We start from the raw sequence: 25,205 nt of genomic DNA on the forward strand, positions 1-25,205 counted from the left end.
ATGAATAGCCAACCGATCGTCCATTCGAATGCGTTCAATTTTTTAAGTTTCCTGAATCACAGCGTCGACCCACGCACCGGCCAGTACACCCTCGGCATCGAACTGCTGTCACTGGTCGGTAACTACCTGATCGGCCCCAATCTCCCCTTGCGCCTGGCCTTCAATGCCCTGACGCCAGAAGACACTGGCTTTGGCAAGGGCTGGACCCTCAACCTCAGCCGCTACACCCCCACCACCAGCTCGCTGCAGGTACACACCGGCGAACAATTCCATGTCGATGGCGGTGGCGCCGAACCGAAAATCAGCGAGCAGAAGCTCAAGAGCTTCCGCTTCCTGGACGATGGCAACGGCGAGTACAGGATCGTGCACCGCACGGGCATGGTGGAACAGCTGAAAGTCATCCGCTCGGGCGGGCTCGATATTGCCGTGCCTCATCGGGTCTATGCGCCATCGGGCCGCTGGATCGAGCTGAGCCATGAAGGCCGGTTCGGCGAACATCGCTGCCTGTCCAGCATCGTCGACCGTAGCGGCCTGAAGCTGCTGTCCGTCACCTATGAGAACAACCTGATCACCTACCATCTGCACCCAGATTTCGGCGAAACCCGTTACGAGGTAGCGCTCAAGGACCGTCGGGTAGAGCGCGTGACCCTGCCGAGCCATGATCGTGGTAGCTGGCGGTTCAAATATGAGAACAGCGCCACGACGCAGAACATGACCTGCCTGACCCGGGTCGAGACGCCGCTGGGCAGCATCGAGACGATCACCTACGACGATGCCGGTCACCAGCTCCTCGCCGGCGCCCCAGTGGCCCGCATCCCACGGGTCAAAACCCACACGGTCGATCCTCTTGCCAATCAGCCGGCCTTGACTACCACCTACAGCTACCCCAACGACCGCAACTTCCTGGGCTTTGGCAGCGGGCTGAACTGGGAAAAGGACAAGGACAACCTGTACCGGGCAAGCAGCGATTACTTCTATGAAGTCCACGTCAGCGAGGCCAGCGAAGGCAAAGAGTTGCGCAAGGCCAGCTACCGCTATAACCGCCATCACCTGCTGACCCTGCAAACCACCGCGCAGTACGGCGATGTCATCGAAGATGTGACGGAAGATGCGCGCAAGCAGGACTGGCATATCCAGGAAACCGAGACGGTTTACCACGAAATCCCGAACGTCGGTTTCGAGTATCAGCTGAACAACTTCCAGCAGCCCTACACCGTGACCCAGCGCTGGCGGCTGGAAAGCGACAGCACCGCCCTGCGTGAAGAAGTCACCACCACCGAGTACGATCCCGAACATGGCAACCTGATCCTTGAAGAACAGCCCAACGGCATCGTCACCACCTACGCCTACTACGACAAGGACGGTGAGGACGGTTGCCCACCGGACCCGCAAGGGTTCCAGCGCAGTGTCAAGTCGACCACCACCACGCCTAGCAAAAAGCCGGGCTTGGAAGGGCAGGCCAGGGTGCTGCTCAAGCATTATCGTTATACGCCTATCGACTGTATCGTTTCCAAACTCGATCGGACGCTCCGACGCAAGCTGGGCGAGTACTGGCTGGAAGTGGAGCGCGAGAGCCTGTACGAGGGCAGCATGGAACCCGGTGGGCTGTTGAGTGAAACAAACTACGTGCATATCAGGTCGACATCGGACAGCTTGCGTCATGGCCGTATTGAATCCCAGACGGTTGTGCGAAATGAACAAGAGACACTGACCACGTATGGCTATGAGATTTTGACACCACAGTCACATCCGATACTTGAAGAAACTCAGACGGTTATCGGCTTTGATCATGACGAAGTGATGGAGGACGGGCAGCTACGTGATTCCAGCAAGGAGATAACGGTTCAGCATTCGGTATTGTTCGGTGAACCGATGCTGAGCCAGGATGATAACGATGTAAAAATTGCCTGTGAGTACGATGGGCTGCGCCGCGTCGTCAAGGAGACCGTGTCACCCGATGATCCCGACTATGAGGCCTCTCGCCGTTATCAATACTTCCTTACCTCCACCCTGGGCCAACAAGCCAGCCAGATTGAGTATAACGTCAGCGGCGTGGCCACCCAGACATACGTCAATGGAAACAACAAAGTCGTCAAAACCCAGCGGTATGACGCCGATGCGGCGCAAGCCTCGCGGCGGGATACGTTCCGGACGAACTATGAGGCTTACTTCGATCCGCTGGGCAATTTGATTGCCGAGGATGAGTATGACTGGTTGGGGGATAAAGACCTGGTGCTTTCCAGTACGATGCTGTTCGATTCCTGGGGCCAGCAATATTGTGAAATTGGCCCTGACCATATCTGGCGTTACGATGTGACGGACCCGATTGGCACAGTGGCATCGGGGGGAAGGCCAATCCAGACCAGCTGGACGCAGACAAAAGATGGCAAATTCAAGACTGGCAAAAGCATCACTTTGAATCGCCCCTGGTTTTCTAGACACTCTCCAAGCTCAGGAAATAGCGTTTCTCATACTCTACTGGAGACAGCTGCATAGCACTGCTGTGTCGGCGTTTAGGGTTATAGAACATCTCGATGTAATCGAAAATATCACTTCGGGCTTCTTCACGGGTTGTGTAGATCTTTCGTCGGATTCGCTCTCGCTTCAAAAGCTGGAAAAAGCTCTCGGCTACGGCATTGTCGTGGCAGTTTCCCCGCCGGCTCATGCTGCTGATTACATTGTTGGCCTTCAAAAAGCTTTTCCAATCCGAGCTACTGAACTGACTGCCTTGATCTGAGTGAATCATAACTTGCTGCTGAGGCTTGCGTCGCCAAACAGCCATCAACATCGCGTCGATAGCCAGGTCGCTGCACATCCTTGGCTTCATTGACCAACCAATTACTTGGCGTGAGAACAGATCCAGCACTACCGCGAGGTAGAGCCACCCTTCATAGGTGCGGATGTAAGTGATATCTGTCACCCAGACCTTGTTCGGCTCACTTACCTTGAACTGCCGCGCGAGGTGGTTGGGCGAGGCCACTGTTGGTTTTCCACCATAGAACCCTGGACGCCGCCGATAGCCCGTTTGAGAACGCAGCCCCTCCGCCTGCATCAAGCGCCTGACTCGATTTCGGCCGCATTCCTCTCCCAGCTCACGCAGGTCATCGTGAATTTTGCGGTAGCCGTATACACCTCCGCTTTCCAGCCAAGCGTGTTTGATCAAGCCAAGCAGACGTTGATCTTCTTTTGCTCGGGCAGATTGAGGCTCGGCCAGCCAGGCGTAATAGCCGCTGGGGTGCACCTTGAGGGTTTGGCAAAGGCGCCGCACCGGGTAATCAGTCGAGTGCTTCTTGATGAAGGCGTACTTCAGCCGCACTCCTTGGCAAAGTACGCGGCGGCCTTTTTTAAGATGTCTCGCTCTTCCGTCACGCGCTTGAGTTCAGCGCGTAGCTTGCGCAGTTCGGCCTGCTGATCGTCGTCTTGCTGACGCTGCTCTTGGGGCTTGCTGTAGACCTTGATCCAGGCGTAAAGACTGTGCACGGACATGCCCAGGCGCTGGGCGACATCGGCGACAGGTTTGCCTTTCTCGGTCACTTGCTTGACCGCTTCGATCTTGAATTCTTCGGGGTAACGCTGACGACTCATGGCACCTCCTATTTGGGCCTCATTATGAGGCTTGGAGGTGTCTACGAAACCAGGGGCGATTCATTGTACACACAGCGAGAACCTTCACATCGAAAGTGTTGCCTGCGGATTTGATCATTGAAGTGGGAACCGAGTACTTGTTGCACGGCAGACCAACGCTTCATTACGAGGTTCAGATCTACAATGGGGAAACCGGCCGATCGAAGGTTTTACAGCTGACAATCGACCGCGAGCCGCCTGCACTCGGCGGGGATGAAGGCATGTTGGTGTTTCCGGACGAGGTCTTGAACAACGGCGTGACAGCCCAATACCTGGCACTCAACGGCGATAAGTTGGAGGCCCTGGTGCCTGATTACAAGGTACTTGCGGTGGGTGACACGATCACTTACTTCTGGAACCGTAAGCTGAACGATGAGGAGTACGCGGGCGAGCGCACCCTGAACCTGGCAGATATCGGCCAACCAGTGAAACTGGTGTTCGACGGCCAGATGATTCGTGACCGCGAGGATGGTGTGCGCTATGCGTATTACCGTATCAAGGACCGTGCGGGCAACCAGAGCCCCCGTGCGCGTATCGTCGATCTTGATGTCGCTGCAGAAATTGTTCCTCGGCAGTTACCGTGGCCGGAGCTACCGAAAGCAAGCGGCACGGGAGCTACGCTCACGCTTGATCTGAAAGCCTTGACTGGCGACCTGTTTGGAGTACTGCCTGAGGAGGCGGAGGTCTATCCGCAAGACACGCTGGTGCTGCAATGGGGGGAACCCGGTGAGTTGGGCTCGTTGACCCTGGAAGAGTCAGAGGTCAAGGGGCAGTTCCTGATCCCCCGGGACAAGCTCGCCATGCAATCTGGCAAAACGTTGCCCTTTTATTATCAGGTCACCACCTTCGATGGTCAGGTAGTTGAGTCGGTCACTCCGCATCGACAGGTGAGGGTGTTGGCCTTTGCTCCCTACTACCCGATTCCGCAGATCAACGAAGCGGAGGTGGGCTACTTGAAATTAAGCGATGTTATTACCGATGAGGCGCACCTTCGCATCGGTACATGGGCCTATGTAAGCACGGATCATGTGCTCAGGATTGACCTCAAAGGCATTGACCCAACCAAGCCGGTGACATTTGAGGTGGGACCCCACCAGGTGAATGAGAATGAAATCAGGGATCGACTGATTGGCGGTGATGATACGTTGGTCGTGCCCAAGAGCTGGCTGCAGACGCTCAAGCTGGGATCCAGGCTGCAGCTGTTTGCAACGGTCAGCTTCGATGGGGGCCACACGTGGCCCTCTGCACCGAACCTGGGCTCGCAAGATCTGGAAGTGTTGCCTTGATTTCATTCGTCGAGTTGTAGCACTGCAGTGGTGGCAGCGCTTGCGACACCATAATCGTTGATCGTGGAAAACGTGAGTTGCAACTTTGCTCGCAAGGCGGTGTTGCTCAGACGGTAGGTTTGCTCGCCGAATGGCACAGCCATGGCCATGCTGCGCACTTTCTCGGTCTGCTTGCCATCGCTCAACTCCAGGCGGCTGAAAGTGTAGTGGTAGGGGGAAGGATTGTTCACCACCAGGTGGCGCACGCCTTCAATCTTGCGTATCGACCACTGCAGGTGCTTGACATGGTCTTCAGGGCGCCCCTTTAGCTGGCTTGGGCGATGGAACACCTTGATGCGCGTGCGCATCGCGATGTTCAGCACGTTTTCGCTGCGGTCTTGTACTTGTGGAATCTCTTGCAGGTTGAAATAGAACAGGGATTCCCTGTCGGTTGGCAGGTCGTTCGGCAAGTTCTGAATCTGCACAAGTTGCTCCATACCAGGGTCCAGACGGAACAGGCTGGGGGTAGCAATCAGGGGGACGGCGGTGTCGGTATTGTCCTCGTGGGTATTGACCCAGGTCTGGGCGGCGAAAACCTTGGTGCTCGGGTTGGCGACCACGACCGAAGAACTGCGCGCGTCGCTGGCATGGACCACGCGTGTATTACTGATGGTCAGGGCTGCCTCGGCGGCAGGTAGGCAAACGGCCAGACAAAGGCCGAGCATGGCTTGTCGCAAGCCGAGGGAGGGTTGGATGGATTTCATGTGAAGGCCCATGTGTAGCGGGTGGATCCAGGCGCACATCGTGCGGCCTGGAACGGTGTTACTTGAGATCAAAGACGAAGCCGATGTCCGTGTTCGCGTCGCCTGCCGTGACAGGGATGCCGAAGGCGCGGTAGGCCGCGTAGAACAGCATGTCGGTCGGGGCGCTGTCGTCCAGGTCGTAGGCTTTGGACTCGCTACCATTGGCAATCAGGGTTCCGGTATTGTCCTTGATGGCCAGGCCCAGGTTGGTTGCCCCGCCAGCGACCAGTGCGTGCAGCTCGCCGGCAGCGCCTACAGCGCCGTATTTGTCTTTGAACGTTACATAGCCCTGGTTGGTGGTGGTATCACATCCAGTGCCGGGAGTGACACGCATGGCAAAAGGGTGAGAGTTGCCTTCGTCGCCAATTGTGTTGAAGCGTCCGCTGGCGACATTGCCCATTCGGACGTTATCCATTTTGCCCCCGGTTACCGGGTCGATGATTTCGATCGAGCAGGTGCCACTGGTGATCGCCCCTTTGAATTGAATGTTGCCCGTGTTGGCGAATGCCGTGCTGCTCAGGCCCAAGGCCAGGGCCGCGGTTACCAATAACTTTTGCATGACTGTTATCCCCGTTCTCTATAGGAAGGCCTGACATCAGACAGGCGTCAGGCCGGATCTGTCGATACCGGCTGGTCTTGTGAAACCAGCCGGGACGGGGAGCTTAGGAGGGCGGAGGCGGCGGGTATGTAAGTTAAATCAGCATGTGTGGTGGATCATTCGTTTGCCTGTGAGTCGCCACAGGTTTCAGTCATCGGTGGGCTGACCTGCCTGGCTGAGGAGTTGCTTTTGCTGGTGCCAGTCAAAGGGCTCACCGCGTTGCTCGGCTTCATGGCGACGCTCTTCCAGGCTCTGATAAAGCGCCAGCTCCTCGTCCGGCATGAAATGCAGGCAGTCGCCGCCGAAGAACCACAGCAGGTCACGGGGTACCAGATGGGCAATTTGTGGGTAGCGCTGAATGACCTGGCAGATCAGGTCCTGGCCAAGGTATTGGCTTTCCAGCGGGTCCTGAGGCAGCAAGGTGAGCAGTTCGTCGAAGCGTTCGAGGAACAGGGCGTGGCTTTCCTCTGGTACCTGGTCGGCTTCACCCAGCGCTACCAGAATGGTGCGCAGGTGCTGGAGGAGTTGCAGGTGATAGTCCAGGTTAGGGGTGGCCATGGTGAGGTCCTCGAAATGTTGAAACGGGCGCGAAGTATACGTGGCTTGTGGCCAGGTGAAAGCCTGGCAGGGCCGCTTGGCGGCCCTGTTTGAAACCTGGTCAGCGTACCTGGCCCGGTATGGGCTGCAAGTATTGCTTGTCGAAGGCATCCACTGCGATCACCGCCCGGCGCGCTTGCTCGGCGGCCTGCAGCTGCTGGCCTTCTTGCTGTTGAAGGACACCCGCTTGCACAGCGGCATCGATCGGGCACTGCCCCGGCGCTGGCTGCACCACGCCCTCCTTGAGCGCCTGGGCCAAACGTTTGTGCAAGGGGGCGGTGTCGTCCAGCGCATCGCATGCACGCTGCAACGCAGCCACCGCATCACCGTCGGCCTCGGGCCGGAAGCAGCCGGCCAACAGCTGCTCCAGGGCAGGGTCGCCCTTGCGGCGCCCCAGCAACTCGGCCACTTCGGCATCCAGTTCGTCGCTCGGCCCGGTGTGGCGGCGCCCAAACGGGAATACCAGCACGCGCAAGGCGCAGCCGACGAAGCGGTTGGGGAAGTTGTCGAGCAAACGGTCCAAGGCACTTTCCGCCTGGCCCAGGCTCTCCTCCAGCGCCCAGCGCAGCAACGGCTGCATGTACTCTGGCGAGCCCAGGTCGTGGTAGCGCTTGAGTGCAGCAGATGACAGGTAGAGGTAGCTCAATACGTCGCCCAAGCGGGCACTCAATCGCTCGCGGCGCTTCAACGCCCCGCCCAGCAACATCATCGACAGGTCGGCCAGCAGGGCGAAGGCGGCAGCCTGGCGATTCAGTGCGCGGAAGTAGCCTTGGCTCAACCTGTCGCCAGGGGCCTTTTCCAGCGCGCCCAGCCCCAGGCCAAGCACCAGTGTGCTGGCGGCATTGCCGACCGCGAACAGCATGTGCTTCAGCAACAGGTCATCGAATTCGCCGAGTGCCTGGTCGTGGTCCTCACGCCCGGCAAGCGCCATTTCCTGGAGTACGAACGGGTGGCAACGAATGGCGCCCTGGCCGAAGATCATCAAGTTGCGCGAGAGAATGTTGGCGCCCTCGACCGTGATGAAAATCGGCGCGCCCTGCCAGTTTCGCCCCAGGTAGTTGTTGGGCCCCATGATGATGCCCTTGCCACCATGCACGTCCATGGCGTGGCGGATGCATTCGCGGCCGCGTTCGGTGAGGTGGTACTTGAGGATGGCCGACAGCACCGAGGGTTTTTCACCCAGATCCACGGCTTTGGTTGTCAGCAAGCGTGCGCTGTCCATCAGCCAGGCGTTGCCGCCGATGCGCGCCAGGGACTCCTGGATGCCCTCGAACGCGGCCAGCGGTACGTTGAACTGTTCGCGGATGCGGGCATATTGCCCCGTCACCAGGCTGGTGTACTTGGCCGCGCCGGTGCCAACGGCCGGCAGCGAGATCGAACGGCCGACCGACAAGCAGTTCATCAGCATCATCCAGCCCTTGCCGAGCATGTCCTTGCCGCCGATGAGAAAGTCCAGCGGTACGAAGACATCCTTGCCGCTATTGGGGCCATTCATGAATGCGGCACCGAGGGGCAGGTGGCGTTTGCCGATTTCCACGCCCGGTGTATCGGTAGGGATCAATGCCAGGCTGATACCCAGCTCCACGCGGTCACCCAGCAGGTGGTCCGGGTCGTAGGCCTTGAATGCGAGCCCCAGCAGGGTGGCGACGGGCCCCAGGGTGATGTAGCGCTTCTCCCAGTTCAGGCGCAGGCCGATCACGGTTTCACCTTGCCACTGCCCTTGGCAGACTACGCCGGTATCTGGCATGGCGCCCGCGTCGGAACCGGCCATTGGGCCGGTGAGGGCAAAGCAGGGAATTTCTTCGCCCCGGGCCAAGCGCGGCAGATAGTGGTTTCGCTGTTCTTCGGTGCCGTAGTGCAGCAGCAGTTCGGCAGGCCCCAGGGAGTTGGGCACCATCACGGTAGAGGCCAGGTCGCCGCTACGGGTGGCGAGCTTCATCGCGACCTGGGAATGGGCATAGGCCGAGAAGCCTTTGCCGCCATATTCCTTGGGAATGATCAGGGCGAAGAAGCCTTGGGACTTGATATGGGCCCAAGCCGCGGGCGGCAGGTCCAGATCCTGGCCGATCTGCCAGTCGCTGACCATGGCGCAGAGCTGTTCGGTGGGGCCGTCGATGAACGCCTGCTCCTCTTCTGTCAGCGTGGGTGACGGGTAGTCGAGCAAGTTTTGCCAGTTGGGGCGGCCACTGAACAGTTCACCATCCCACCACACGGTTCCGGCGTCGATGGCCTCGCGTTCGGTCTGCGACATGGGCGGTAGCGTGCGCCGGAACCAGTTGAAAACAGGGCGTGTGAGCACCTGGCGGCGCCACTGCGGCAGCATGAGCAAAGCGGCTTTGAGTGCCAGCGCCAGCCACAATACCGCCAACAGCCAGCCGGGTGCATTGCCGAACAGGCCCATCAGCAGCACATAGATTGCCACCGCGCCGAGTATCTGCAAGGGCGGCAAGCGCCGGTGGGTGAGATAGGCTGCGCCTAGTACCATGACCGCCAACCACAACAGCAACATAGTCTTTTCTCCGTGACCGTGGGCTTCAAGCCGATGCAACAAGCGTAGACAGCCTGGCTGCAAAGGCCTGCTCAGAACAGTGACAGAGTATGGTTGGCGGAGTTCGTGTGCCGTGATGCTTGGGAGAGGCAGTTGCTAGTCGCTGAAAAGCTCGAGCATGGCGTCTACCTCGAGGAACGGGTGTGGAATGATGGTCATGGCCCAGTACCAGCTTTGATCCGCCTCGGTCTCGTCAACATCCACGGCCAATATCACCGTGCAGGGTGACGGCGCCTCGCTGTCAGGCGTGAATACCCCTTGGCTGTTGACCTTGCCGTTGCCTGCCAGAACATGCCAGGTGATGTTTTTTAATGGCACGGTCACTTCGTTGCCTGTCATCGAGGTGTAATACATCGACAGTTGCAGTTTGCCTAGTTGTTTCGCGGCCTTGAAATAGTGCGTTTGAGCGAAGTATTCCGATACCCAGGTGGCGTGGGCTTCACCGATACTGGCGGTTGCCTTGAGAATATCGGCCACCGCCGGCAGGAGTATTTGCCGCGTACTGCTTTTGAGCATGGCGGGGATGAGGGTCTTGCAATCGGGGTTGACAATGGCGTTAGGGCTGAGGGGCGCGGGGGGCTGATAGTGCTGAACGCCGTCAATGGTCTTGATCGATCCTGCGCCCGGTTGCTCGACGCTCCAATTAGGTTTGGCAGATTGCGGGGTGGCTATCAGCTTCTGTGGCCCTGCGGTCGAGGAGATGGTCGTGGCCAGCGGAACCGCTCGCAATGGCTCAGGCGTATCGCCAAGGTGGTTGTTGCTCATGTTGTTGGGGTCGATGTTGGAGAATGTTGCCACGAATACATCCGGATACATCAAGCCCCCCTCGGTATACAGCCAACCGAGGGGAGGCAAGATGATGCCGGGAAAAAAACCTATATCGCTCGGCGGGGTGCCGCCCGCAACGATGGGATAATATTTGGCAACAAGGGACATGATCAAGTTGACATTATCTATTTGTTGCTCAGGGAGCGCCAGGGGGGCAGGGGGCTCCTCATAGGGCAATGTGTAGGCCATCCACTGCACGGTATCCTTTATACTGAAATCAAGGTAAATCCAAAGATTCAGTTTGTGCACCAACAGTGGCAAGCGGGTCAAGAGGATTTTCTTCTGTTCTGCATAGTACCTTTCAAAGATCAACATGTCCTCGGGGGCGCCGCTCCAGCTCAGTTTTGGCGTCTTTTTCCAATGCCAGCTTACCGCAGAAACATCGTCATATTCGAGGGTCAGGTAGCTGCTGTCCAGGTCGATAACGAAGGTGAGTGTGCTTTCATCTCTGGGCCCGTAATCACTGAGCTCTCTGATGGTGCTTCCTCGCATCCCTTTGTCCCTGCTGGTCACGATGCGGGTATCTTTTGCTACTCGACGGCGGATAGTAGCGCTTCGAAAGTAGGTGTCGTATTCATGTATTGTCGGCCCGAGGTAAATTGAACTTCTCTCCCAACGTTCACCGGTAACCAGATCTCGTTTGGTAGTGATGATTTCATTGTTTAGCGTATTTGTTGATTGGGCTTGGTAAAAATTTTTCCAGTGCTGGTGGACTTTGTCAATCGGGCAAAACCCATAAAGTACCCATTCTGGGTTTAGTTCTTGAGAGGGTGTGCTCATTGGCTGGATCTCAGGAGGGAGTATTTTTTAGTGTTGGGCTGTAATTACTATATGTCTACTGGCATTTTTATCAGTTGAAAGTTTAAAACGCGTCATTTGAAGGCTGCGGTCAATCTCGATAACGGAGGACGATTGCAGTACACTGCTGGCCTCTGCACTCATGCATAAGGACGTTGTCATGCTGAAGATCTGGGGCCGCAAGAATTCGAGCAATGTGCGCAAGGCACTGTGGATCGCCCATGAACTGGGCCTGGACTTCGAGTCGATCGACGCCGGCGGCGCCTTCGGCGTGGTCAACGAGCCGCACTACCGCGCGCGCAACCCCAATGGCCTGGTGCCGATGCTGGAAGACGGCGACCTGACCCTGTGGGAATCCAACACCATCGTCCGCTACCTGTGCGCCGAGTACGGCGCGGAGCAGGGCTGGTACCTGAGCGACCCGCGTCAGCGCGCCGTGGCGGACAAGTGGATGGACTGGACCACCTCGTCCTTTGCCACGCCGTTCCGCCCACTGTTCTGGGGCCTGTTGCGCACCCCGGAGGACCAGCGCGACTGGGTGGCGATCAACGCCGCGCACAAGCAATGCGCCCAACTGCTGGCCATTGCCGACGAAGCCCTGGCCAAACAACCGTACCTTTCCGGTGACCAGATCGGCATGGGTGACATCCCACTGGGTAGTTTCATCTATGCCTGGTTCGAAATGCCCATCGAGCGCCCGGCCATGCGGCACCTGCAGGCCTGGTACGAGCGCCTCAAGGCCCGCCCTGCGTACCAGGCAGCGGTAATGACCGCGCTGACCTGATCGAACACCACGGCTACTTCGATAGTCATTATCAATACACATGACTGTACTTGTGCGGCCAGGCCAAGCACCATTGGCCGCACTCACTGCGCCAGTGCCTTTACCTGGCGTGTCCTGCACCTTTTTCTCGGTAAGTGACCCGCTATGAGTTCCGCCCTGTCCATCCGACAGCTGACCAAGACCTACGGCAACGGCTTCCAGGCCCTCAAGGGCATCGATCTGGATGTTGCCGAAGGCGACTTCTTCGCCTTGCTCGGCCCCAACGGCGCGGGCAAGTCCACCACCATCGGCATCCTCTCTACCCTGGTGAACAAGACCAGCGGCACGGTCAACGTGTTCGGCCACGATCTGGATCGCGAGCCGTCGGCACTCAAGCGCTGTCTGGGCGTGGTACCGCAGGAGTTCAACTTCAACCAGTTCGAGAAAACCTTCGACATCGTCGTGACCCAGGCCGGTTATTACGGCATCCCGCCCAAGGTGGCCAAGGAGCGTGCCGAGCAGTACCTGACCCAGCTCGGCCTGTGGGACAAGCGTGACGTGCAGTCGCGCTCGCTGTCCGGCGGCATGAAGCGCCGCCTGATGATTGCCCGTGCTTTGATCCACGAGCCACGCCTGCTGATTCTCGACGAGCCAACCGCTGGCGTGGATATCGAGCTGCGCCGGTCGATGTGGAGCTTCCTTACCGAGCTGAACCAGAAGGGCATCACCATCATCCTCACCACCCACTACCTGGAAGAGGCCGAGCAGCTGTGCCGTAACATCGGCATCATCGACCACGGCACCATCGTCGAGAACACCAGCATGCGCCAGTTGCTGGGCAAGCTGCATGTCGAAACCTTCGTCCTCGACATCAGGCAGGACCTGGCCACTGCACCGGTGCTGCAGGGCTACCCGTGCCGGCTGCTGACCCCGCACACCCTGGAAGTGCAGGTGGACAAGGACATTGGCATCACCGCGCTGTTCGGCCAGCTGGCGCTGCAGAACATCGAAGTGCAGAGCCTGCGCAACAAGACCAACCGACTCGAGGAGCTGTTCGTGTCCCTGGTGGAAAAAAACCTGTCGAAGGTGGCCGTATGAGTGTGGAAATGCGCACCAACTGGGTCGCCCTGAACACCATCGTCTACCGCGAAGTGCGGCGCTTTCTGCGTATCTGGCCGCAGACCCTGCTGCCGCCGGCGATTACCATGGTCCTGTATTTCGTCATCTTCGGTAACCTGATTGGCCGGCAGATCGGCGACATGGGTGGCTTCACCTACATGGAGTACATCGTGCCGGGGCTGATCATGATGTCGGTGATCACCAACTCCTACGGCAACGTGGTATCGAGCTTCTTCGGCAGCAAGTTCCAGCGCTCTATCGAGGAGCTGATGGTATCGCCGGTCTCACCGCACACGATTCTCGTCGGTTATGTGCTGGGCGGCGTGCTGCGCGGGCTGGCGGTGGGCGTGATCGTGACCTTCCTGTCGCTGTTCTTCACCCACCTGCAGGTGCACCACCTGGGCGTGACCGTGGTCGTGGTGCTGCTGACTGCCACCATCTTCTCGCTGCTGGGCTTCGTCAACGCGGTGTTCGCGCGCAACTTCGACGACATCTCGATCATCCCGACTTTCGTTCTGACGCCGCTGACCTACCTGGGCGGGGTGTTCTACTCGATCAACCTGCTGCCACCGTTCTGGCAGACCGTGTCGCTGGCCAACCCGGTGCTGCACATGGTCAACTCGTTCCGCTACGGCATCCTAGGGGTGTCGGATATCAGCATTGGCACGGCGATTACCTTCATGCTGGTCGCTACCGCAGTGCTCTACCTGGTGTGCGTGCGCCTGCTGGTCAGCGGCCGCGGCATGCGTGCCTGAAGCCTTGCACCGGCATTGGCGGCGACGCCACTGCCGGCCCACCCACCAGCGCCAGTAGAACATGGTGGTGAAGTAGCCAAGGATCCCCAGCACCACGCCGCACACCACCGAGCCGAGCAGGAAGGGTTGCCACAGCGTCGACAGCTGGTCGGTAATCCACTGGAAAGTCAGTTCGTCGGGCAGGGTACGCGGCGGTACCTGCATAAGCCAGGCGCCGGTCATGTAGGTGACGAAGAATACCGGTGGCATGGTCAGCGGGTTGGTCAGCCATACCAGGCTGACCGCGATCGGCAGGTTGCCGCGCAACGGAATGGCCAGCGCGGCGGCCAGCAGCATCTGCGCCGGCATCGGGATCAGCGCCGCGAACAGGCCAACGCCCATGGCCCGCGCCACCGAGTGGCGGTTCAGGTGCCAGAGGTTCGGGTCGTGCAGCAACTTGCCGAAAAAGCGTAAGGACTTGTGTTCCCGAATACTGGTCGGGTCCGGCATGTAGCGTTTGAAAAGTCGGCGCGGCATGTAGGCTCCCGGAGCGTTTATCCGGGCAGTATGCCCTGATTCCCGCTCAGCCTCGTTTAGAGTTTGTGACAATTGTTGAGCAAGCGCTGCCGGCAATTGGGCTATCCCTCAGAAGATGATTTTGCTTCTGGAGCTCTACTTCTATGCGCACAGGGATGCTTGCGCTCGCGCTCGGGCTGTTGTGCCTGGGCTTTCTCCCCGCATTGCCATCGGTCGGATGGCTGGTGCTGCTGGCAGTAGCCGGTGGCGCCGGCCTGTTCACCCGGCTGTGGCCGCTGGGCTGTTTTCTGTTAGGCCTGTGTTGGGCCTGCTGGTCCGCACAGCAGGCGCTGGATGACCGCCTGGCCGCCGGGCTGGACGGACGCACCCTGTGGCTTGAGGGCCAGGTGGTCGGCCTGCCGACCCGGACTGCGCAAGGTGTGCGCTTCGAGCTGGACGCGCCCCGTTCGCGGCGGGCAGAACTGCCACAGCGCCTGCAACTGAGCTGGTTCGATGGCCCGCCGCTGCGCACGGGCGAGCAGTGGCGGCTGGCGGTGACCTTGCAGCGCCCGGCCGGGTTGCTTAACCCGCATGGGCCGGATCGTGAGGCGCAACTGCTGGCGCGGCGGGTCGGTGCGACCGGTACCGTCAAGGCCGGGCAGTTGCTGGCGCCGGTTGCCGGCGGCTGGCGCGACACGCTGCGCCAGCACCTGTTGGCAGTCGAGGCCAATGGCCAGCAGGCAGCGTTGGTGGCGCTGGTACTTGGCGACGGGGCGGGCCTGGCCCGGGAGGACTGGCAAACGTTGCAGGCCACCGGCACGGTGCACCTGCTGGTGATCTCTGGCCAGCACATCGGCCTTGTTGCCGGTTTGCTGTATGGTCTGGTTGCCTGGCTGGCGCGTTGGGGGCTGTGGCCGGCACGGCTGCCATGGCTGCCTTGTGCCTGCGGTCTGGCCATGACCGCAGCGTTGGCGTACGGCTGGCTGGCCGGTGCAGGCGTGCCGGTACAACGGGCCTGCCTGATGCTGGCCGTGGTGTTGTTCTGGCGCCTGCGCTATCGCCATCTTGGCGCGACCTTGCCGTTGTTGCTGGCGCTAGACGCGGTGCTGCTGGTCGAACCGTTGGCCGCGCTGTTGCCGGGGTTCTGGCTATCGTTCGCGGCCGTGGCCACGCTTGTCTATTGCTTCAGTGCCCGCCTGGGCGGCTGGCGCCCTTGGCAGGCCTGGACCCGGGCTCAATGGGTGATTGCCATCGGCTTGCTGCCGGTACTGTTGGCTACGGGTTTGCCAGTGAGCCTGAGTGCGCCGCTGGCCAACCTCGTTGCGGTGCCGTGGATCAGTCTGGTGGTACTGCCATTGGCGCTGCTGGGCACTTTGTTGCTGCCGTTGGGCGAGGTAGGGGAGGCATTGCTCTGGCTGGCGGGGGGGCTGCTCGATGTGCTGTTCCGGCTGCTGGCGCAGGCCGCGCAGCAGCAGTCGGCGTGGCTGCCACCAGCCCTGCCGTTGTGGGCCTGGTTGCTGGTGTGCCTGGGCGCTCTGCTGGTACTGCTGCCCCGTGGCGTGCCGCTGCGTGGTTTGGGCGGCATCATGCTGCTGGCCCTGTGGGTGCCCAAGGCGCCGGTGCCTTTCGGGCAAGTCGAGGTCTGGCAGATGGACGTCGGCCAGGGGCTGGCGGTGCTGTTGCGCACCCGCCATCACAACATGCTCTACGACGCCGGGCCGGCCAGGGGAGAGAGCGACCTGGGCGAGCGGGTGGTGTTGCCAACCTTGCGCAAGCTGGGGGTGGGCAGCCTGGACCTGATGCTCATCAGCCATGCCCATGCCGACCATGCTGGTGGTGCTGGGGCAATCCAGCGTGGCCTGCCGGTCAAACGGGTGATCGCCGGCGAAGTGCTGGATGACATGCAATTGCAACCTTGTGCCAGTGGCGAGCGATGGATGTGGGATGGCGTGCGCTTTTCGCTGTGGCGCTGGGCTGATGGGCGCAGCAGCAATGACCGTTCTTGTGTGTTGCTGGTGGAGGCGCAGGGTGAGCGGTTGTTGCTGGCGGGGGACATGGAAGCCGGTGCCGAGCGAGCCTGGCTGTCGGCCACCGAGGCGCCGCGTATCGACTGGTTGCAGGCGCCGCACCATGGCAGCCGCAGCTCGTCCAGCGAGGCCTTCATCCGCGCCACGGCGCCGCGCGGGGTACTGATCTCGCGCGGGCGCAACAATAGCTTCGGCCACCCGCATGCGCAGGTGGTCGAACGTTATCGGCGGCATGGGGTGGTGATGCATGACACGGCGGAGCAGGGGGCGTTGCGTTTGGTGTTGGGGAGGCTGGGGGAGGTCGAGAGTATGCGCCGACAGCGGCGCTTCTGGCGTGATGTTGGCGGTAGCTGAACTGGCCCTTTCGCGGGTTAACCCGCTCCCACAGGTACGGCGCAAGGCTTGAGAGCAGCGCAATACCTGTGGGAGCGGGTTCACCCGCGAAGAGGCGAGTTCAGACGCCCCAAAGCCCAAGGTGGAAACTGGCCCGGTCAATTCCCTGACCTCCGGCAGATGAGCCCCCGGCGCGCCTATGGTAGAGTGGCGGCCTTTTTCCAAAGGGGCGTTTACTGTGTGGGAATTGGTCAAGTCCGGTGGCTGGATGATGCTGCCGATCATTCTGAGCTCCATCGCAGCCATGGCTATCGTCGTCGAGCGCCTGTGGACCCTGCGCGCCAGTCGCGTGACCCCGCCGCACTTGCTGGGCCAGGTGTGGATGTGGATCAAGGACAAGCAACTGACCAGTGACAAGCTCAAGGCCCTGCGCGCCGATTCGCCACTAGGCGAAATCCTTGCCGCCGGCCTGGCCAATTCGCGCCATGGCCGCGAAATCATGAAGGAATGCATCGAGGAGGCCGCCTCGCGTGTCATCCACGAACTGGAGCGCTACATCAGCACCCTCGGCACCATCGCTGCCATGGCCCCGCTGCTGGGCCTGCTGGGCACCGTGCTGGGCATGATCGACATCTTCAGCGCTTTCATGGGCTCACAGATGACCGCCAACGCCGCAGTGCTGGCCGGTGGTATCTCCAAGGCCCTGGTCACCACAGCGGCCGGCCTGATGGTCGGTATCCCGGCGGTGTTCTTCCACCGCTTCCTGTTGCGCCGCATCGACGAGCTGGTGGTAGGCATGGAGCAGGAGGCGATCAAGCTGGTGGAAGTGATCCAGGGCGACCGTGAAGTGGAAGTGGCCGGAGGCAAGGCGTGAAGTTCCGGCGCAACCGCCAGCGGGAGAACGTCGACATCAACCTGGCGTCGCTGATCGACGTGGTATTCGTCCTGCTGCTGTTCTTCGTGGTCACCACCACCTTCACTCGCGAGACCCAACTGCGCGTCGAGTTGCCCGAAGCCGCCAGCGCCGAACAGGCGCCGCCCGACCAGGGCAAGCTGGTGGAAATCACCATCAGCGCCGAAGGCGTGTACTCGGTGAACAACCACCTGCTGCCCAAGAGCGACCTGGCCACCCTGAGCGAGGCGATCGAGCGTGAGTCGGGTGGTGACAACAAGCTGCCGCTGGCGATCAGCGCCGACGGCAAGACCCCGCACCAGGCTGTGGTCACCGCAATGGATGCTGCCGGCAAGCTCGGTTTCAGCCAGTTGCGCATGACCACCGTCGAGGCGGCCCAGGGCACGCCTTGATGGCCTTCGCCGACCGTCTGCTCGCCGCCTGGTACGCCGGGCACCCGGCCCTGGCGCTGCTGCGCCCGCTGGAGGCGCTGTATCGCCGCGTGGTCACGCGCAAGCGGGCGCGTTTTCTCAGTGGCGAAAGCGCCAGCTACCGGGCCCCGGTGCCGGTCATCGTGGTGGGTAACATTACCGTGGGTGGTACCGGCAAGACGCCGATGATCCTGTGGCTGATCGAGCACTGCCGGCAGCAGGGGCTGAAGGTGGGCGTGGTCAGCCGTGGCTATGGCGCCAAGCCGCCGCAGCTACCTTGGCGCGTGCAGGCCGACCAGGTAGCCGGGCAGGCCGGAGACGAGCCTCTGCTGATCGTGCAGCGTACCGGCGTGCCGCTGATGATCGACCCCGACCGCTCCCGCGCCGTGCAGGCCCTGCTGGCCAGCGAACCCCTCGACCTGATCCTGTGCGACGACGGCATGCAGCACTACCGCCTGGCGCGCGACCTGGAGCTGGTGCTGATCGATGCCGCCCGAGGCCTGGGCAATGGCCGCTGCCTGCCGGCGGGGCCGCTGCGTGAGCCGGCCGAGCGCCTGCACGAGGCTGACGCAGTGTTGTTCAATGGTGCCAGCGCAGACCGCGCCGATGGTTTCGGCTTCCGCCTGCAGCCGTCCACCCTGGTCAACCTGCGGACTGGTGAGCGCCGCGCGCTTGACCATTTCCCCGCAGGCCAACGCCTGCATGCGGTGGCCGGTATCGGCAACCCGCAACGTTTCTTCAATACCCTGCTGGGGCTAAACTGGCAGCCGGTGCCGCATGCCTTTGCCGACCATGCACAGTTCAGCGCACAGAGCCTGGCCTTCAGCCCGCCGCTGCCGCTGGTCATGACCGAAAAGGATGCGGTGAAATGCCGGGCCTTCGCTGCTGACGACTGGTGGTACCTGGCCGTCGAGGCGCAGCCCACCCCGGCCTTCAGCGCCTGGTTCGACAACCAGTTGCAACGCTTGCTGCGCAAGCCCTGAGCCCTTTTTCAATTCCCGGCCACCTGGCCTAAAGGAAGCCTCCAATGGACACCAAACTGCTCGATATCCTGGCCTGCCCGATCACCAAGGGCCCGCTCAAGCTCAGTGCCGACAAGACCGAGCTGATCAGCAAGGGCGCTGGCTTGGCCTACCCGATTCGCGACGGCATCCCGGTCATGCTGGAAAGCGAGGCACGCACCCTGACCGACGACGAGCGTCTGGACAAATGAGCCTGGACTTCACCGTGGTAATCCCCGCCCGGCTGCGCTCCACGCGTCTGCCGGGCAAGCCATTGCTGCCGATCGCCGGCAAGCCGATGGTGCAGCATGTATGGGAACAGGCCCGCAAGAGCGGCGCCAGCCGCGTGGTCATCGCCACCGACGACGCCAGCATCGTAGAGGCCTGCAAGGCCTTCGGCGCCGAAGTGCTGCTGACTCGTGCCGACCATGAGTCAGGCACTGACCGCTTGGCCGAAGTGGCCGTGCACCTCGGCCTGCCTGCCGAGGCCATCGTGGTCAACGTGCAGGGCGACGAACCGCTGATCCCGCCGGTGATCATCGACCAGGTGGCAGCCAACCTGGCGGCGCATCCGGAAGCCGGCATCGCCACCCTGGCCGAGCCGATCCATGAGCCGGAAACCGTGTTCAACCCCAACGCGGTCAAGGTAATCAGCGACAAGAACGGCCTGGCCCTGACCTTCAGCCGTGCACCGCTGCCCTGGGCCCGCGATGCGTTTGCCAAGGACCGCAACCTGTTGCCGGAAGGCGTGCCGTATCGTCGCCACATCGGCATGTACGCCTACCGCGTCGGTTTCCTGCAGGACTTCGTCAGTTGGGGCCCGTGCTGGCTCGAGCAGACCGAAGCGCTGGAGCAGCTGCGTGCCCTGTGGCATGGCGTACGCATCCACGTCGAAGACGCCATCGAGGCGCCTGCCGTGGGCGTGGATACCCCTGAAGACCTGGAGCGCGTACGGCGCTTGCTGGAGGCCTGATGCGCGTCCTGTTTGTCTGCCTCGGCAATATCTGTCGCTCGCCCACCGCCGAAGGCGTGCTGCGCCATCAATTGCAGGCTGCCGGGCTTGCCGACCGGGTGCATGTGGCCTCGGCCGGCACCGGCGACTGGCACGTCGGCAAGGCGCCTGACAGCCGCACCTGCAAGGCAGCGCTGGCGCGTGGCTATGACCTGTCGCAGCAGCGCGCCCAGCAGGTCAAGGCGTCGCACTTTGCCGAATATGACCTGATCCTGGCGATGGACGAGAGCAACCTTGGTCACTTGCGTGCGATGCGCCCGCACACCGCAGTGGGGGAGCTCGACCTGTTCCTGCGGCGCTATGGCGCAGCACTGGATGAAGTGCCAGACCCGTACTACGGCGGTGCCGACGGCTTCGAGCAGGTGCTCGACCTGGTGGAAGCGGCGTGCCAGGCGCTGGTCCTGGAAATCAAGGGGCGGCTATGACAGAGCAGTGGCAGGAGCAGGTATCGCTCAAGCCTTACAACACCTTTGGCATCGATGTGAAGGCGCGCTACTTCAGCCAGGCACATGATGACCAGGAGGTACGTCAGTCGCTGGCCCAGGCGCAGCAAGGCGGCGTGCCGGTGCTGGTGATTGGCGGTGGCAGCAACCTGCTGCTGACCCGCGATATCGATGCGCTGGTACTGCATATGGCCAGCCGTGGCCGGCGCGTGCTCAGCGACGATGGCGAACGGATCGTGGTCGAGGCCGAGGCCGGTGAACCATGGCACCCGTTCGTGCAGTGGACACTGGCGCAGGGGTATTGCGGGCTGGAGAACCTCAGCCTGATCCCTGGCACCGTGGGCGCCGCGCCGATGCAGAACGTGGGCGCCTATGGCGTGGAAATCAAGGATGTGTTCGCCGGCCTGACCGCCCTGGATCGCGAGACCGGCGAGTTGCGTGATTTCGGCTTGGCGGAGTGCGCTTTTGGCTACCGTGACAGCCTTTTCAAGCGCAACCCTGGCCGTTGGTTGATTCTGCGTGTGCGTTTTGCCTTGAATCGCACTTTGCAGGCGCACCTGGATTACGGCCCGGTGCGTCAGCGCCTGGCCGAGCAGGGCGTAACCGCGCCGACCGCGCAGGCGATCAGTGATGCAATCTGCAGTATTCGCCGCGAAAAGCTGCCAGACCCGGCAGAGCTGGGTAATGCCGGGAGTTTCTTCAAGAACCCGGTGGTCTCGGCGGAACAGGTCGAGCGTATCCGTGCGCAGCACCCGGGGGTGGTGGCTTATCCGCAGGCCGATGGCCAAGTGAAGCTGGCGGCAGGCTGGTTGATCGAGCAGGCAGGCTGGAAGGGCCATCGCGAGGGGGACGCCGGGGTGCATCGTTTGCAGTCGTTGGTGCTGGTCAACTACGGCCAGGCGAGCGGGGCGCAGATGCATGCACTGGCACGGCGGATCCAGGCCGATATCCTCGAGCGGTTCGGGGTGGAGTTGGAGATGGAGCCTAACCTCTACTGATTCATTGACTGGGCTGGCCCTTTCGCGGCTAAAGCCGCTCCCACAGGGGCCTCGCAGGGCTTGAGGGTGGTGGTGGCCCTGTGGGAGCGGGTTTACCCGCGAAGAGGCCGGTACAGGCAAAACGCCCAGCCAAGAAAAAGCCCCGCCAGTTCGCACTGGCGGGGCTTTTTCATTTAGCCTTGGCTATCAACCGTGATGAGGCTTTTGCTCATCGGTGGCTTCCAGGGCTGGCTCCTCGGCGGCTGCAGCAGCTTCCTGCGCGGCTTTGGCGGCAGCCTCGGCCTCACGCTTGCGGCGGCGTACTTCACGCGGGTCGTTCGGCGCACGGCCGTTGGCCAGCATGACAGTGGCAGGTTCCACCGCCGCAGGGGCTTCGACCGGTGCAGGCTCGACGGCCACTGGAGCAGGCTCGGCCACCACTTCTGGCTGGGCTTCGACAATTGGAGCGGCTTGCTCGGCAACCGGAGCAGCTTCGACCACGGCCGGGGCCTGCTCGATTTCACCGGCCTCGACGGCAGGCGCTTCTACCGGTGCCTCGGCAACCACTACCGGTTCGGCAGCAGGTGCTTGCTCGACCACTGGCTGCGGAGCGACTTCGACCACGGGCTCGGCAGTTGCCTCGACCACGGCCACAGGCTCGCTGACCGGCTGCTCGACCACTGGGGCCACGGCCACTTCTTCAGCCTTGGCGGCAGCTTCGACCTGCTCGACCTTCTCAGCCTGCTCGACCGGCTGGGCGACTTCGCTGTCGTCGGTTTGCGCAACGGTGGCGACTTCGGCGGTGGCCAGCTCGGCCTGCTGGTTGGCCTGGGCTTCGGCGTCGGCACTGATGTTGCTGCTGGCGACAGCGGCGGTTACGGCCAGGCCGGCAGCCAGTTCGGCACCCAGCTCGGTGGCCTGGTGCGGTTGTGGCTGCTCTTCGCTGCCTTCTTCCTCGCTGCCATCGATCAGCTCGCCGTTGGCGTTGCGCTGACGCTCACGACGGTTGCTGCGGCGACGCTGGCCACGGGAACGGCGGCGCGGGCGCTCGCCATCGGTGCCTTCCTGTTCGTCCTGCAGCAGCTCTTCGTTCGGCAGTTGCTCTTCGGCCAGCTCGGCAGCCTGCTCAGCGGCTTCTTCGGCTACGCGTGGCTGACGCTCTTCACGTGGTGGGCGTGGGGCGCGTTCTTCGCGAGGAGCACGCTCTTCACGAGGTGCGCGCTCTTCACGCGGAGCTCGTTCTTCGCGAGGTGTGCGTTCTTCGCGAGGTGTGCGTTCTTCACGCGGTGCACGTTCTTCGCGTGGGGCGCGTTCCTCGCGAGGTGCGCGCTCTTCACGCGGGGCACGTTCTTCGCGGGCGACACGTTCCTCACGCGGCTGGCGTTCCTCGCGCTCGGCAGGGGTGGCGTCCAGTGGCTCACGCAGTTCGCGCACGCGCTCTTCGCCACGGTTGCCGCGGCGGTCTTCGCGTGGCTGGCGCGGTGCGCGCTCTTCACGCGGTGCACGTTCTTCGCGTGGGGCCCGTTCTTCACGTGGTGCACGCTCTTCGCGCGGTGCGCGTTCCTCTCGTGGAGCACGTTCCTCACGAGGTGCGCGCTCGGCACGCTCTTCACGCGGTTTGCGTTCTTCGTCGCGGCGGCCGTTGCGGTTGCGGCTCTGCTGGCGGCCGTTGCGGCGTTCTTCGTTGCGTGGGCTGCGCTCGGCGGCCGGTTTCTCGGCGGCAGCTACAACTGGCGCAGCGGCAGGCTCTTCCTTGCCGGCGAACAGGCTTACCAGCGACTTCACCAGGCCCTTGAACAGGCTTGGCTCCGGAGCGACCGGGGCAGGGGCGGCCGGTGCGGCAGGCTGCGGCTCTTCGACAGTGGCCGGTACCGGTGCGTTGGCGCGGGCCGGGGCAGTCTTGACCGCGGCCTCCTGGCGAACCAGGGTGCGGGTGGCGGTCGGCTGCGGCGCTTCTTCGGCTTCGGCGGCGGCGATCTCGTAGCTGGACTGGTTGTTCATCACTTCCGGGTTGTCGTCGCGCAGGCGCTGGACTTCGAAGTGTGGGGTTTCCAGGTGATCGTTCGGCAGGATGATGATGCGCGCACGGGTGCGCAGTTCGATCTTGGTGATCGAGTTGCGCTTCTCGTTGAGCAGGAAGGCTGCCACCGGGATCGGCACCTGTGCACGAACTTCGGCGGTGCGGTCCTTCAGGGCTTCTTCTTCGATCAGGCGCAGAATGGCCAGCGACAGCGATTCGACGTCACGGATGATGCCGGTGCCGGAGCAGCGAGGGCAGACGATGCCGCTGCTTTCGCCCAGCGACGGACGCAGGCGCTGACGGGACATTTCCAGCAGGCCGAAGCGCGAGATGCGACCGACCTGGACGCGAGCGCGGTCGGCCTCGAGGCATTCACGCACGCGCTCTTCCACCGCGCGCTGGTTTTTCGCCGGGGTCATGTCGATGAAGTCGATGACGATCAGGCCACCGATGTCACGCAGACGCAGCTGACGGGCGATTTCCTCGGCCGCTTCCAGGTTGGTCTGCAAGGCGGTTTCTTCGATGTCGCTGCCTTTGGTGGCGCGTGCCGAGTTGATGTCGATGGACACCAGGGCTTCGGTCGGGTCGATCACGATCGAACCGCCGGACGGCAGGTCGACCACGCGCTGGAAGGCGGTCTCGATCTGGCTTTCGATCTGGAAACGGTTGAACAGCGGCACGCTGTCTTCGTACAGCTTCACCTTGCTGGCGTACTGCGGCATTACCTGGCGGATGAAGGTCAGGGCTTCTTCCTGGGCGTCGATGCTGTCGATCAGCACTTCGCCGATGTCCTGGCGCAGGTAGTCGCGGATGGCGCGGATGATGACGTTGCTTTCCTGGTAGATCAGGAATGGCGCGGCGCGGTCCTGGGACGCTTCCTTGATGGCGGTCCACAGTTGCAGCAGGTAGTCGAGGTCCCACTGCATTTCTTCGCTGCTGCGGCCAAGGCCGGCAGTGCGCACGATCAGGCCCATGTCGCCCGGCACGGTCAGGCCGTTCAGGGCTTCACGCAGTTCGTTGCGCTCTTCGCCTTCGATGCGGCGGGAGATGCCACCGGCGCGCGGGTTGTTCGGCATCAGCACCAGGTAGCGGCCAGCCAGGCTGATGAAGGTGGTGAGGGCGGCGCCCTTGTTGCCACGCTCTTCCTTCTCGACCTGGACGATGACTTCCTGGCCTTCGCTCAGCACTTCCTTGATGTTGACCCGCCCTTCGGGGGCCTTCTTGAAGTATTCGCGGGAGATTTCTTTCAGCGGCAGGAAGCCGTGACGTTCGGAGCCGAAGTCGACGAAGGCGGCTTCGAGGCTGGGTTCGATGCGGGTGATCTTGCCTTTGTAGATGTTGGCCTTTTTCTGCTCGCGCGCGCCGGACTCGATGTCCAGGTCGTAGAGACGTTGGCCGTCCACCAGGGCTACACGCAACTCTTCGGGTTGAGTCGCGTTAATCAGCATTCTTTTCATGTTGTACCGTCGGTTTCCGGGCTGCCGGAAACGGCGTTCGGCACACACGACGTCTCATGGTCGGTGCCAAGGTGCGCAAAGGGTGGCCGGGCCACCCCCGTGTCGAGCGACGTTCGGCACCAGCCGGTTGCCCAGCCTGCCGTTGTCGCGACGACGCGTCCTGTTTGCTGCGGTGCCAACAAGGCCCCGGTGGCTTCGAATTGGAATCCGAATCAACCAAGCGGGCCTTGTGCACTCAGTCAGGAGGAGGAATCAACCGTCAGCCGTGGACGCCCGGGGGCATCTGTTCAGGACCTTATCCGCTCGCCAGCCGTCAGTGGACTGGTGGGCCGGACGCGGTGCTACACGGTCCGAGGGCTGTGCATCTCCACCCTGCACGTATCCCTGATAATTCGGGTGCTGCCGCGCGCTGAATCCGC

General features: G+C 61.9%; 20 protein-coding genes and 1 pseudogene. 13 read left to right on the top strand and 8 right to left on the bottom strand.

Annotation, left to right across the window (positions count from 1 at the left end):
* Complete coding sequence (locus RIN61_RS18955) at window positions 1–2,496, top strand: hypothetical protein (RefSeq protein ID WP_313853391.1); 2,496 nt, start codon at window positions 1–3, stop codon at window positions 2,494–2,496.
* Here RIN61_RS18955 and RIN61_RS18960 read toward each other — a convergent pair.
* A protein-coding gene (locus tag RIN61_RS18960; protein ID WP_087535084.1) for an IS3 family transposase occupies window positions 2,435–3,585 on the bottom strand; the annotation gives its coding sequence in 2 pieces (ribosomal slippage) (window positions 2,435–3,351 and window positions 3,351–3,585; 1,152 coding nt in all). The two genes, RIN61_RS18955 and RIN61_RS18960, sit on opposite strands and share 62 nt — an antisense overlap.
* A 110-nt stretch (window positions 3,586–3,695) precedes the next feature.
* Between RIN61_RS18960 and RIN61_RS18965 the strand changes: the two genes are divergently transcribed.
* On the top strand, window positions 3,696–4,910 hold the full coding sequence (locus RIN61_RS18965) for a hypothetical protein (protein ID WP_313853393.1): 1,215 nt from the start codon (window positions 3,696–3,698) through the stop codon (window positions 4,908–4,910).
* A 2-nt stretch (window positions 4,911–4,912) separates the two neighbouring features.
* Here the strand turns inward: RIN61_RS18965 and RIN61_RS18970 are convergent, their stop codons facing one another.
* The 5 genes from RIN61_RS18970 to RIN61_RS18990 all read right to left on the bottom strand — a co-directional run bounded on the left by RIN61_RS18970 (window position 4,913) and on the right by RIN61_RS18990 (window position 11,043).
* Window positions 4,913–5,653: a fimbrial biogenesis chaperone gene (locus tag RIN61_RS18970; protein ID WP_215521116.1), complete on the bottom strand. Its 741-nt coding sequence runs from the start codon at window positions 5,651–5,653 to the stop codon at window positions 4,913–4,915.
* 58 nt (window positions 5,654–5,711) lie between these two features.
* Window positions 5,712–6,251, bottom strand: coding sequence for a fimbrial protein (locus RIN61_RS18975; RefSeq protein WP_207879759.1), 540 nt, complete (start codon window positions 6,249–6,251; stop codon window positions 5,712–5,714).
* Window positions 6,252–6,437: 186 nt separating this feature from the next.
* Entirely contained in the window at window positions 6,438–6,848 is a 411-nt protein-coding gene (locus RIN61_RS18980) for a PA2817 family protein (protein ID WP_112251868.1), read from the bottom strand.
* 100 nt (window positions 6,849–6,948) lie between these two features.
* On the bottom strand, window positions 6,949–9,396 hold the full coding sequence (locus tag RIN61_RS18985; protein WP_252379355.1) for an acyl-CoA dehydrogenase: 2,448 nt from the start codon (window positions 9,394–9,396) through the stop codon (window positions 6,949–6,951).
* Between the two features lie 135 nt (window positions 9,397–9,531).
* Window positions 9,532–11,043 carry a hypothetical protein gene (locus RIN61_RS18990; RefSeq protein ID WP_313853398.1) on the bottom strand — a complete coding sequence of 504 codons (1,512 nt, stop codon included), beginning with the start codon at window positions 11,041–11,043 and terminating at the stop codon, window positions 9,532–9,534.
* 178 nt (window positions 11,044–11,221) lie between these two features.
* On the opposite strand from RIN61_RS18990, the gene RIN61_RS18995 reads away from it, so the two are divergent.
* The 3 genes from RIN61_RS18995 (at window position 11,222) to RIN61_RS19005 (ending at window position 13,698) form a co-directional block, all read left to right on the top strand.
* Window positions 11,222–11,845, top strand: a complete 624-nt coding sequence (locus tag RIN61_RS18995) for a glutathione S-transferase (RefSeq protein WP_313853400.1) — start codon at window positions 11,222–11,224, stop codon at window positions 11,843–11,845.
* Window positions 11,846–11,989: 144 nt separating this feature from the next.
* Window positions 11,990–12,922, top strand: a complete 933-nt coding sequence (locus RIN61_RS19000) for an ABC transporter ATP-binding protein (protein ID WP_133970736.1) — start codon at window positions 11,990–11,992, stop codon at window positions 12,920–12,922.
* On the top strand, window positions 12,919–13,698 hold the full coding sequence (locus RIN61_RS19005; RefSeq protein WP_112253345.1) for an ABC transporter permease: 780 nt from the start codon (window positions 12,919–12,921) through the stop codon (window positions 13,696–13,698). The genes RIN61_RS19000 and RIN61_RS19005 overlap by 4 nt, the downstream gene beginning before the upstream one ends.
* A 9-nt stretch (window positions 13,699–13,707) precedes the next feature.
* On the opposite strand, the pseudogene RIN61_RS19010 reads toward RIN61_RS19005, so the two are convergent.
* Window positions 13,708–14,214, bottom strand: a pseudogene (locus tag RIN61_RS19010) (DUF2062 domain-containing protein); the annotation flags it as partial.
* Window positions 14,215–14,357: 143 nt separating this feature from the next.
* Between RIN61_RS19010 and RIN61_RS19015 the strand changes: the two are divergent.
* The 8 genes from RIN61_RS19015 to murB all read left to right on the top strand — a co-directional run bounded on the left by RIN61_RS19015 (window position 14,358) and on the right by murB (window position 21,330).
* A complete protein-coding gene (locus RIN61_RS19015; protein WP_252379357.1) occupies window positions 14,358–16,574 on the top strand; it encodes a DNA internalization-related competence protein ComEC/Rec2 in 2,217 nt (738 codons plus the stop codon).
* A gap of 217 nt (window positions 16,575–16,791) precedes the next feature.
* On the top strand, window positions 16,792–17,427 hold the full coding sequence (locus RIN61_RS19020; protein WP_016391244.1) for a MotA/TolQ/ExbB proton channel family protein: 636 nt from the start codon (window positions 16,792–16,794) through the stop codon (window positions 17,425–17,427).
* Window positions 17,424–17,858 carry an ExbD/TolR family protein gene (locus tag RIN61_RS19025; RefSeq protein ID WP_046617071.1) on the top strand — a complete coding sequence of 145 codons (435 nt, stop codon included), beginning with the start codon at window positions 17,424–17,426 and terminating at the stop codon, window positions 17,856–17,858. Before RIN61_RS19020 ends, RIN61_RS19025 begins: the two co-directional genes overlap by 4 nt.
* Window positions 17,858–18,859, top strand: a complete 1,002-nt coding sequence (gene lpxK / locus RIN61_RS19030; protein ID WP_112253343.1) for a tetraacyldisaccharide 4'-kinase — start codon at window positions 17,858–17,860, stop codon at window positions 18,857–18,859. Before RIN61_RS19025 ends, lpxK begins: the two co-directional genes overlap by 1 nt.
* A gap of 44 nt (window positions 18,860–18,903) precedes the next feature.
* The gene (locus tag RIN61_RS19035) at window positions 18,904–19,089 is read left to right on the top strand and encodes a Trm112 family protein (RefSeq protein ID WP_003247142.1); all 186 of its coding nucleotides are present in this window, start codon (window positions 18,904–18,906) and stop codon (window positions 19,087–19,089) included.
* Window positions 19,086–19,850 carry a 3-deoxy-manno-octulosonate cytidylyltransferase gene (gene kdsB / locus RIN61_RS19040; RefSeq protein WP_207879767.1) on the top strand — a complete coding sequence of 255 codons (765 nt, stop codon included), beginning with the start codon at window positions 19,086–19,088 and terminating at the stop codon, window positions 19,848–19,850. Before RIN61_RS19035 ends, kdsB begins: the two co-directional genes overlap by 4 nt.
* Window positions 19,850–20,314, top strand: a complete 465-nt coding sequence (locus RIN61_RS19045; RefSeq protein ID WP_112253341.1) for a low molecular weight protein-tyrosine-phosphatase — start codon at window positions 19,850–19,852, stop codon at window positions 20,312–20,314. The genes kdsB and RIN61_RS19045 overlap by 1 nt, the downstream gene beginning before the upstream one ends.
* Window positions 20,311–21,330 carry a UDP-N-acetylmuramate dehydrogenase gene (gene murB / locus RIN61_RS19050; protein ID WP_112253340.1) on the top strand — a complete coding sequence of 340 codons (1,020 nt, stop codon included), beginning with the start codon at window positions 20,311–20,313 and terminating at the stop codon, window positions 21,328–21,330. Before RIN61_RS19045 ends, murB begins: the two co-directional genes overlap by 4 nt.
* Window positions 21,331–21,516: 186 nt before the next feature.
* Here the strand turns inward: murB and rne are convergent, their stop codons facing one another.
* Window positions 21,517–24,786, bottom strand: coding sequence for a ribonuclease E (rne, locus tag RIN61_RS19055; RefSeq protein ID WP_181457378.1), 3,270 nt, complete (start codon window positions 24,784–24,786; stop codon window positions 21,517–21,519).
* Window positions 24,787–25,205: the final 419 nt, after the last annotated feature.

The sequence above is a fragment of the Pseudomonas inefficax genome, from assembly GCF_032164165.1.
In the GTDB taxonomy this organism is placed as follows: Bacteria; Pseudomonadota; Gammaproteobacteria; order Pseudomonadales; family Pseudomonadaceae; genus Aquipseudomonas; species Aquipseudomonas inefficax.

Excerpts from the sequence above, each read along its gene's own strand:
- RIN61_RS18975 (WP_207879759.1), bottom strand. The coding sequence starts at position 6,251 with ATGCAAAAGTTATTGGTAACCGCGGCCCTGGCCTTGGGCCTGAGCAGC.
- kdsB (WP_207879767.1), top strand. The coding sequence starts at position 19,086 with ATGAGCCTGGACTTCACCGTGGTAATCCCCGCCCGGCTGCGCTCCACG.
- RIN61_RS19045 (WP_112253341.1), top strand. The coding sequence starts at position 19,850 with ATGCGCGTCCTGTTTGTCTGCCTCGGCAATATCTGTCGCTCGCCCACC.
- RIN61_RS18990 (WP_313853398.1), bottom strand. The coding sequence starts at position 11,043 with ATGAGCACACCCTCTCAAGAACTAAACCCAGAATGGGTACTTTATGGG.
- RIN61_RS18980 (WP_112251868.1), bottom strand. The coding sequence starts at position 6,848 with ATGGCCACCCCTAACCTGGACTATCACCTGCAACTCCTCCAGCACCTG.
- RIN61_RS19015 (WP_252379357.1), top strand. The coding sequence starts at position 14,358 with ATGCGCACAGGGATGCTTGCGCTCGCGCTCGGGCTGTTGTGCCTGGGC.
- RIN61_RS18985 (WP_252379355.1), bottom strand. The coding sequence starts at position 9,396 with ATGTTGCTGTTGTGGTTGGCGGTCATGGTACTAGGCGCAGCCTATCTC.
- RIN61_RS19035 (WP_003247142.1), top strand. The coding sequence starts at position 18,904 with ATGGACACCAAACTGCTCGATATCCTGGCCTGCCCGATCACCAAGGGC.
- RIN61_RS18955 (WP_313853391.1), top strand. The coding sequence starts at position 1 with ATGAATAGCCAACCGATCGTCCATTCGAATGCGTTCAATTTTTTAAGT.
- rne (WP_181457378.1), bottom strand. The coding sequence starts at position 24,786 with ATGAAAAGAATGCTGATTAACGCGACTCAACCCGAAGAGTTGCGTGTA.
- RIN61_RS18995 (WP_313853400.1), top strand. The coding sequence starts at position 11,222 with ATGCTGAAGATCTGGGGCCGCAAGAATTCGAGCAATGTGCGCAAGGCA.
- lpxK (WP_112253343.1), top strand. The coding sequence starts at position 17,858 with ATGGCCTTCGCCGACCGTCTGCTCGCCGCCTGGTACGCCGGGCACCCG.
- RIN61_RS18970 (WP_215521116.1), bottom strand. The coding sequence starts at position 5,653 with ATGAAATCCATCCAACCCTCCCTCGGCTTGCGACAAGCCATGCTCGGC.
- RIN61_RS19005 (WP_112253345.1), top strand. The coding sequence starts at position 12,919 with ATGAGTGTGGAAATGCGCACCAACTGGGTCGCCCTGAACACCATCGTC.
- murB (WP_112253340.1), top strand. The coding sequence starts at position 20,311 with ATGACAGAGCAGTGGCAGGAGCAGGTATCGCTCAAGCCTTACAACACC.
- RIN61_RS19000 (WP_133970736.1), top strand. The coding sequence starts at position 11,990 with ATGAGTTCCGCCCTGTCCATCCGACAGCTGACCAAGACCTACGGCAAC.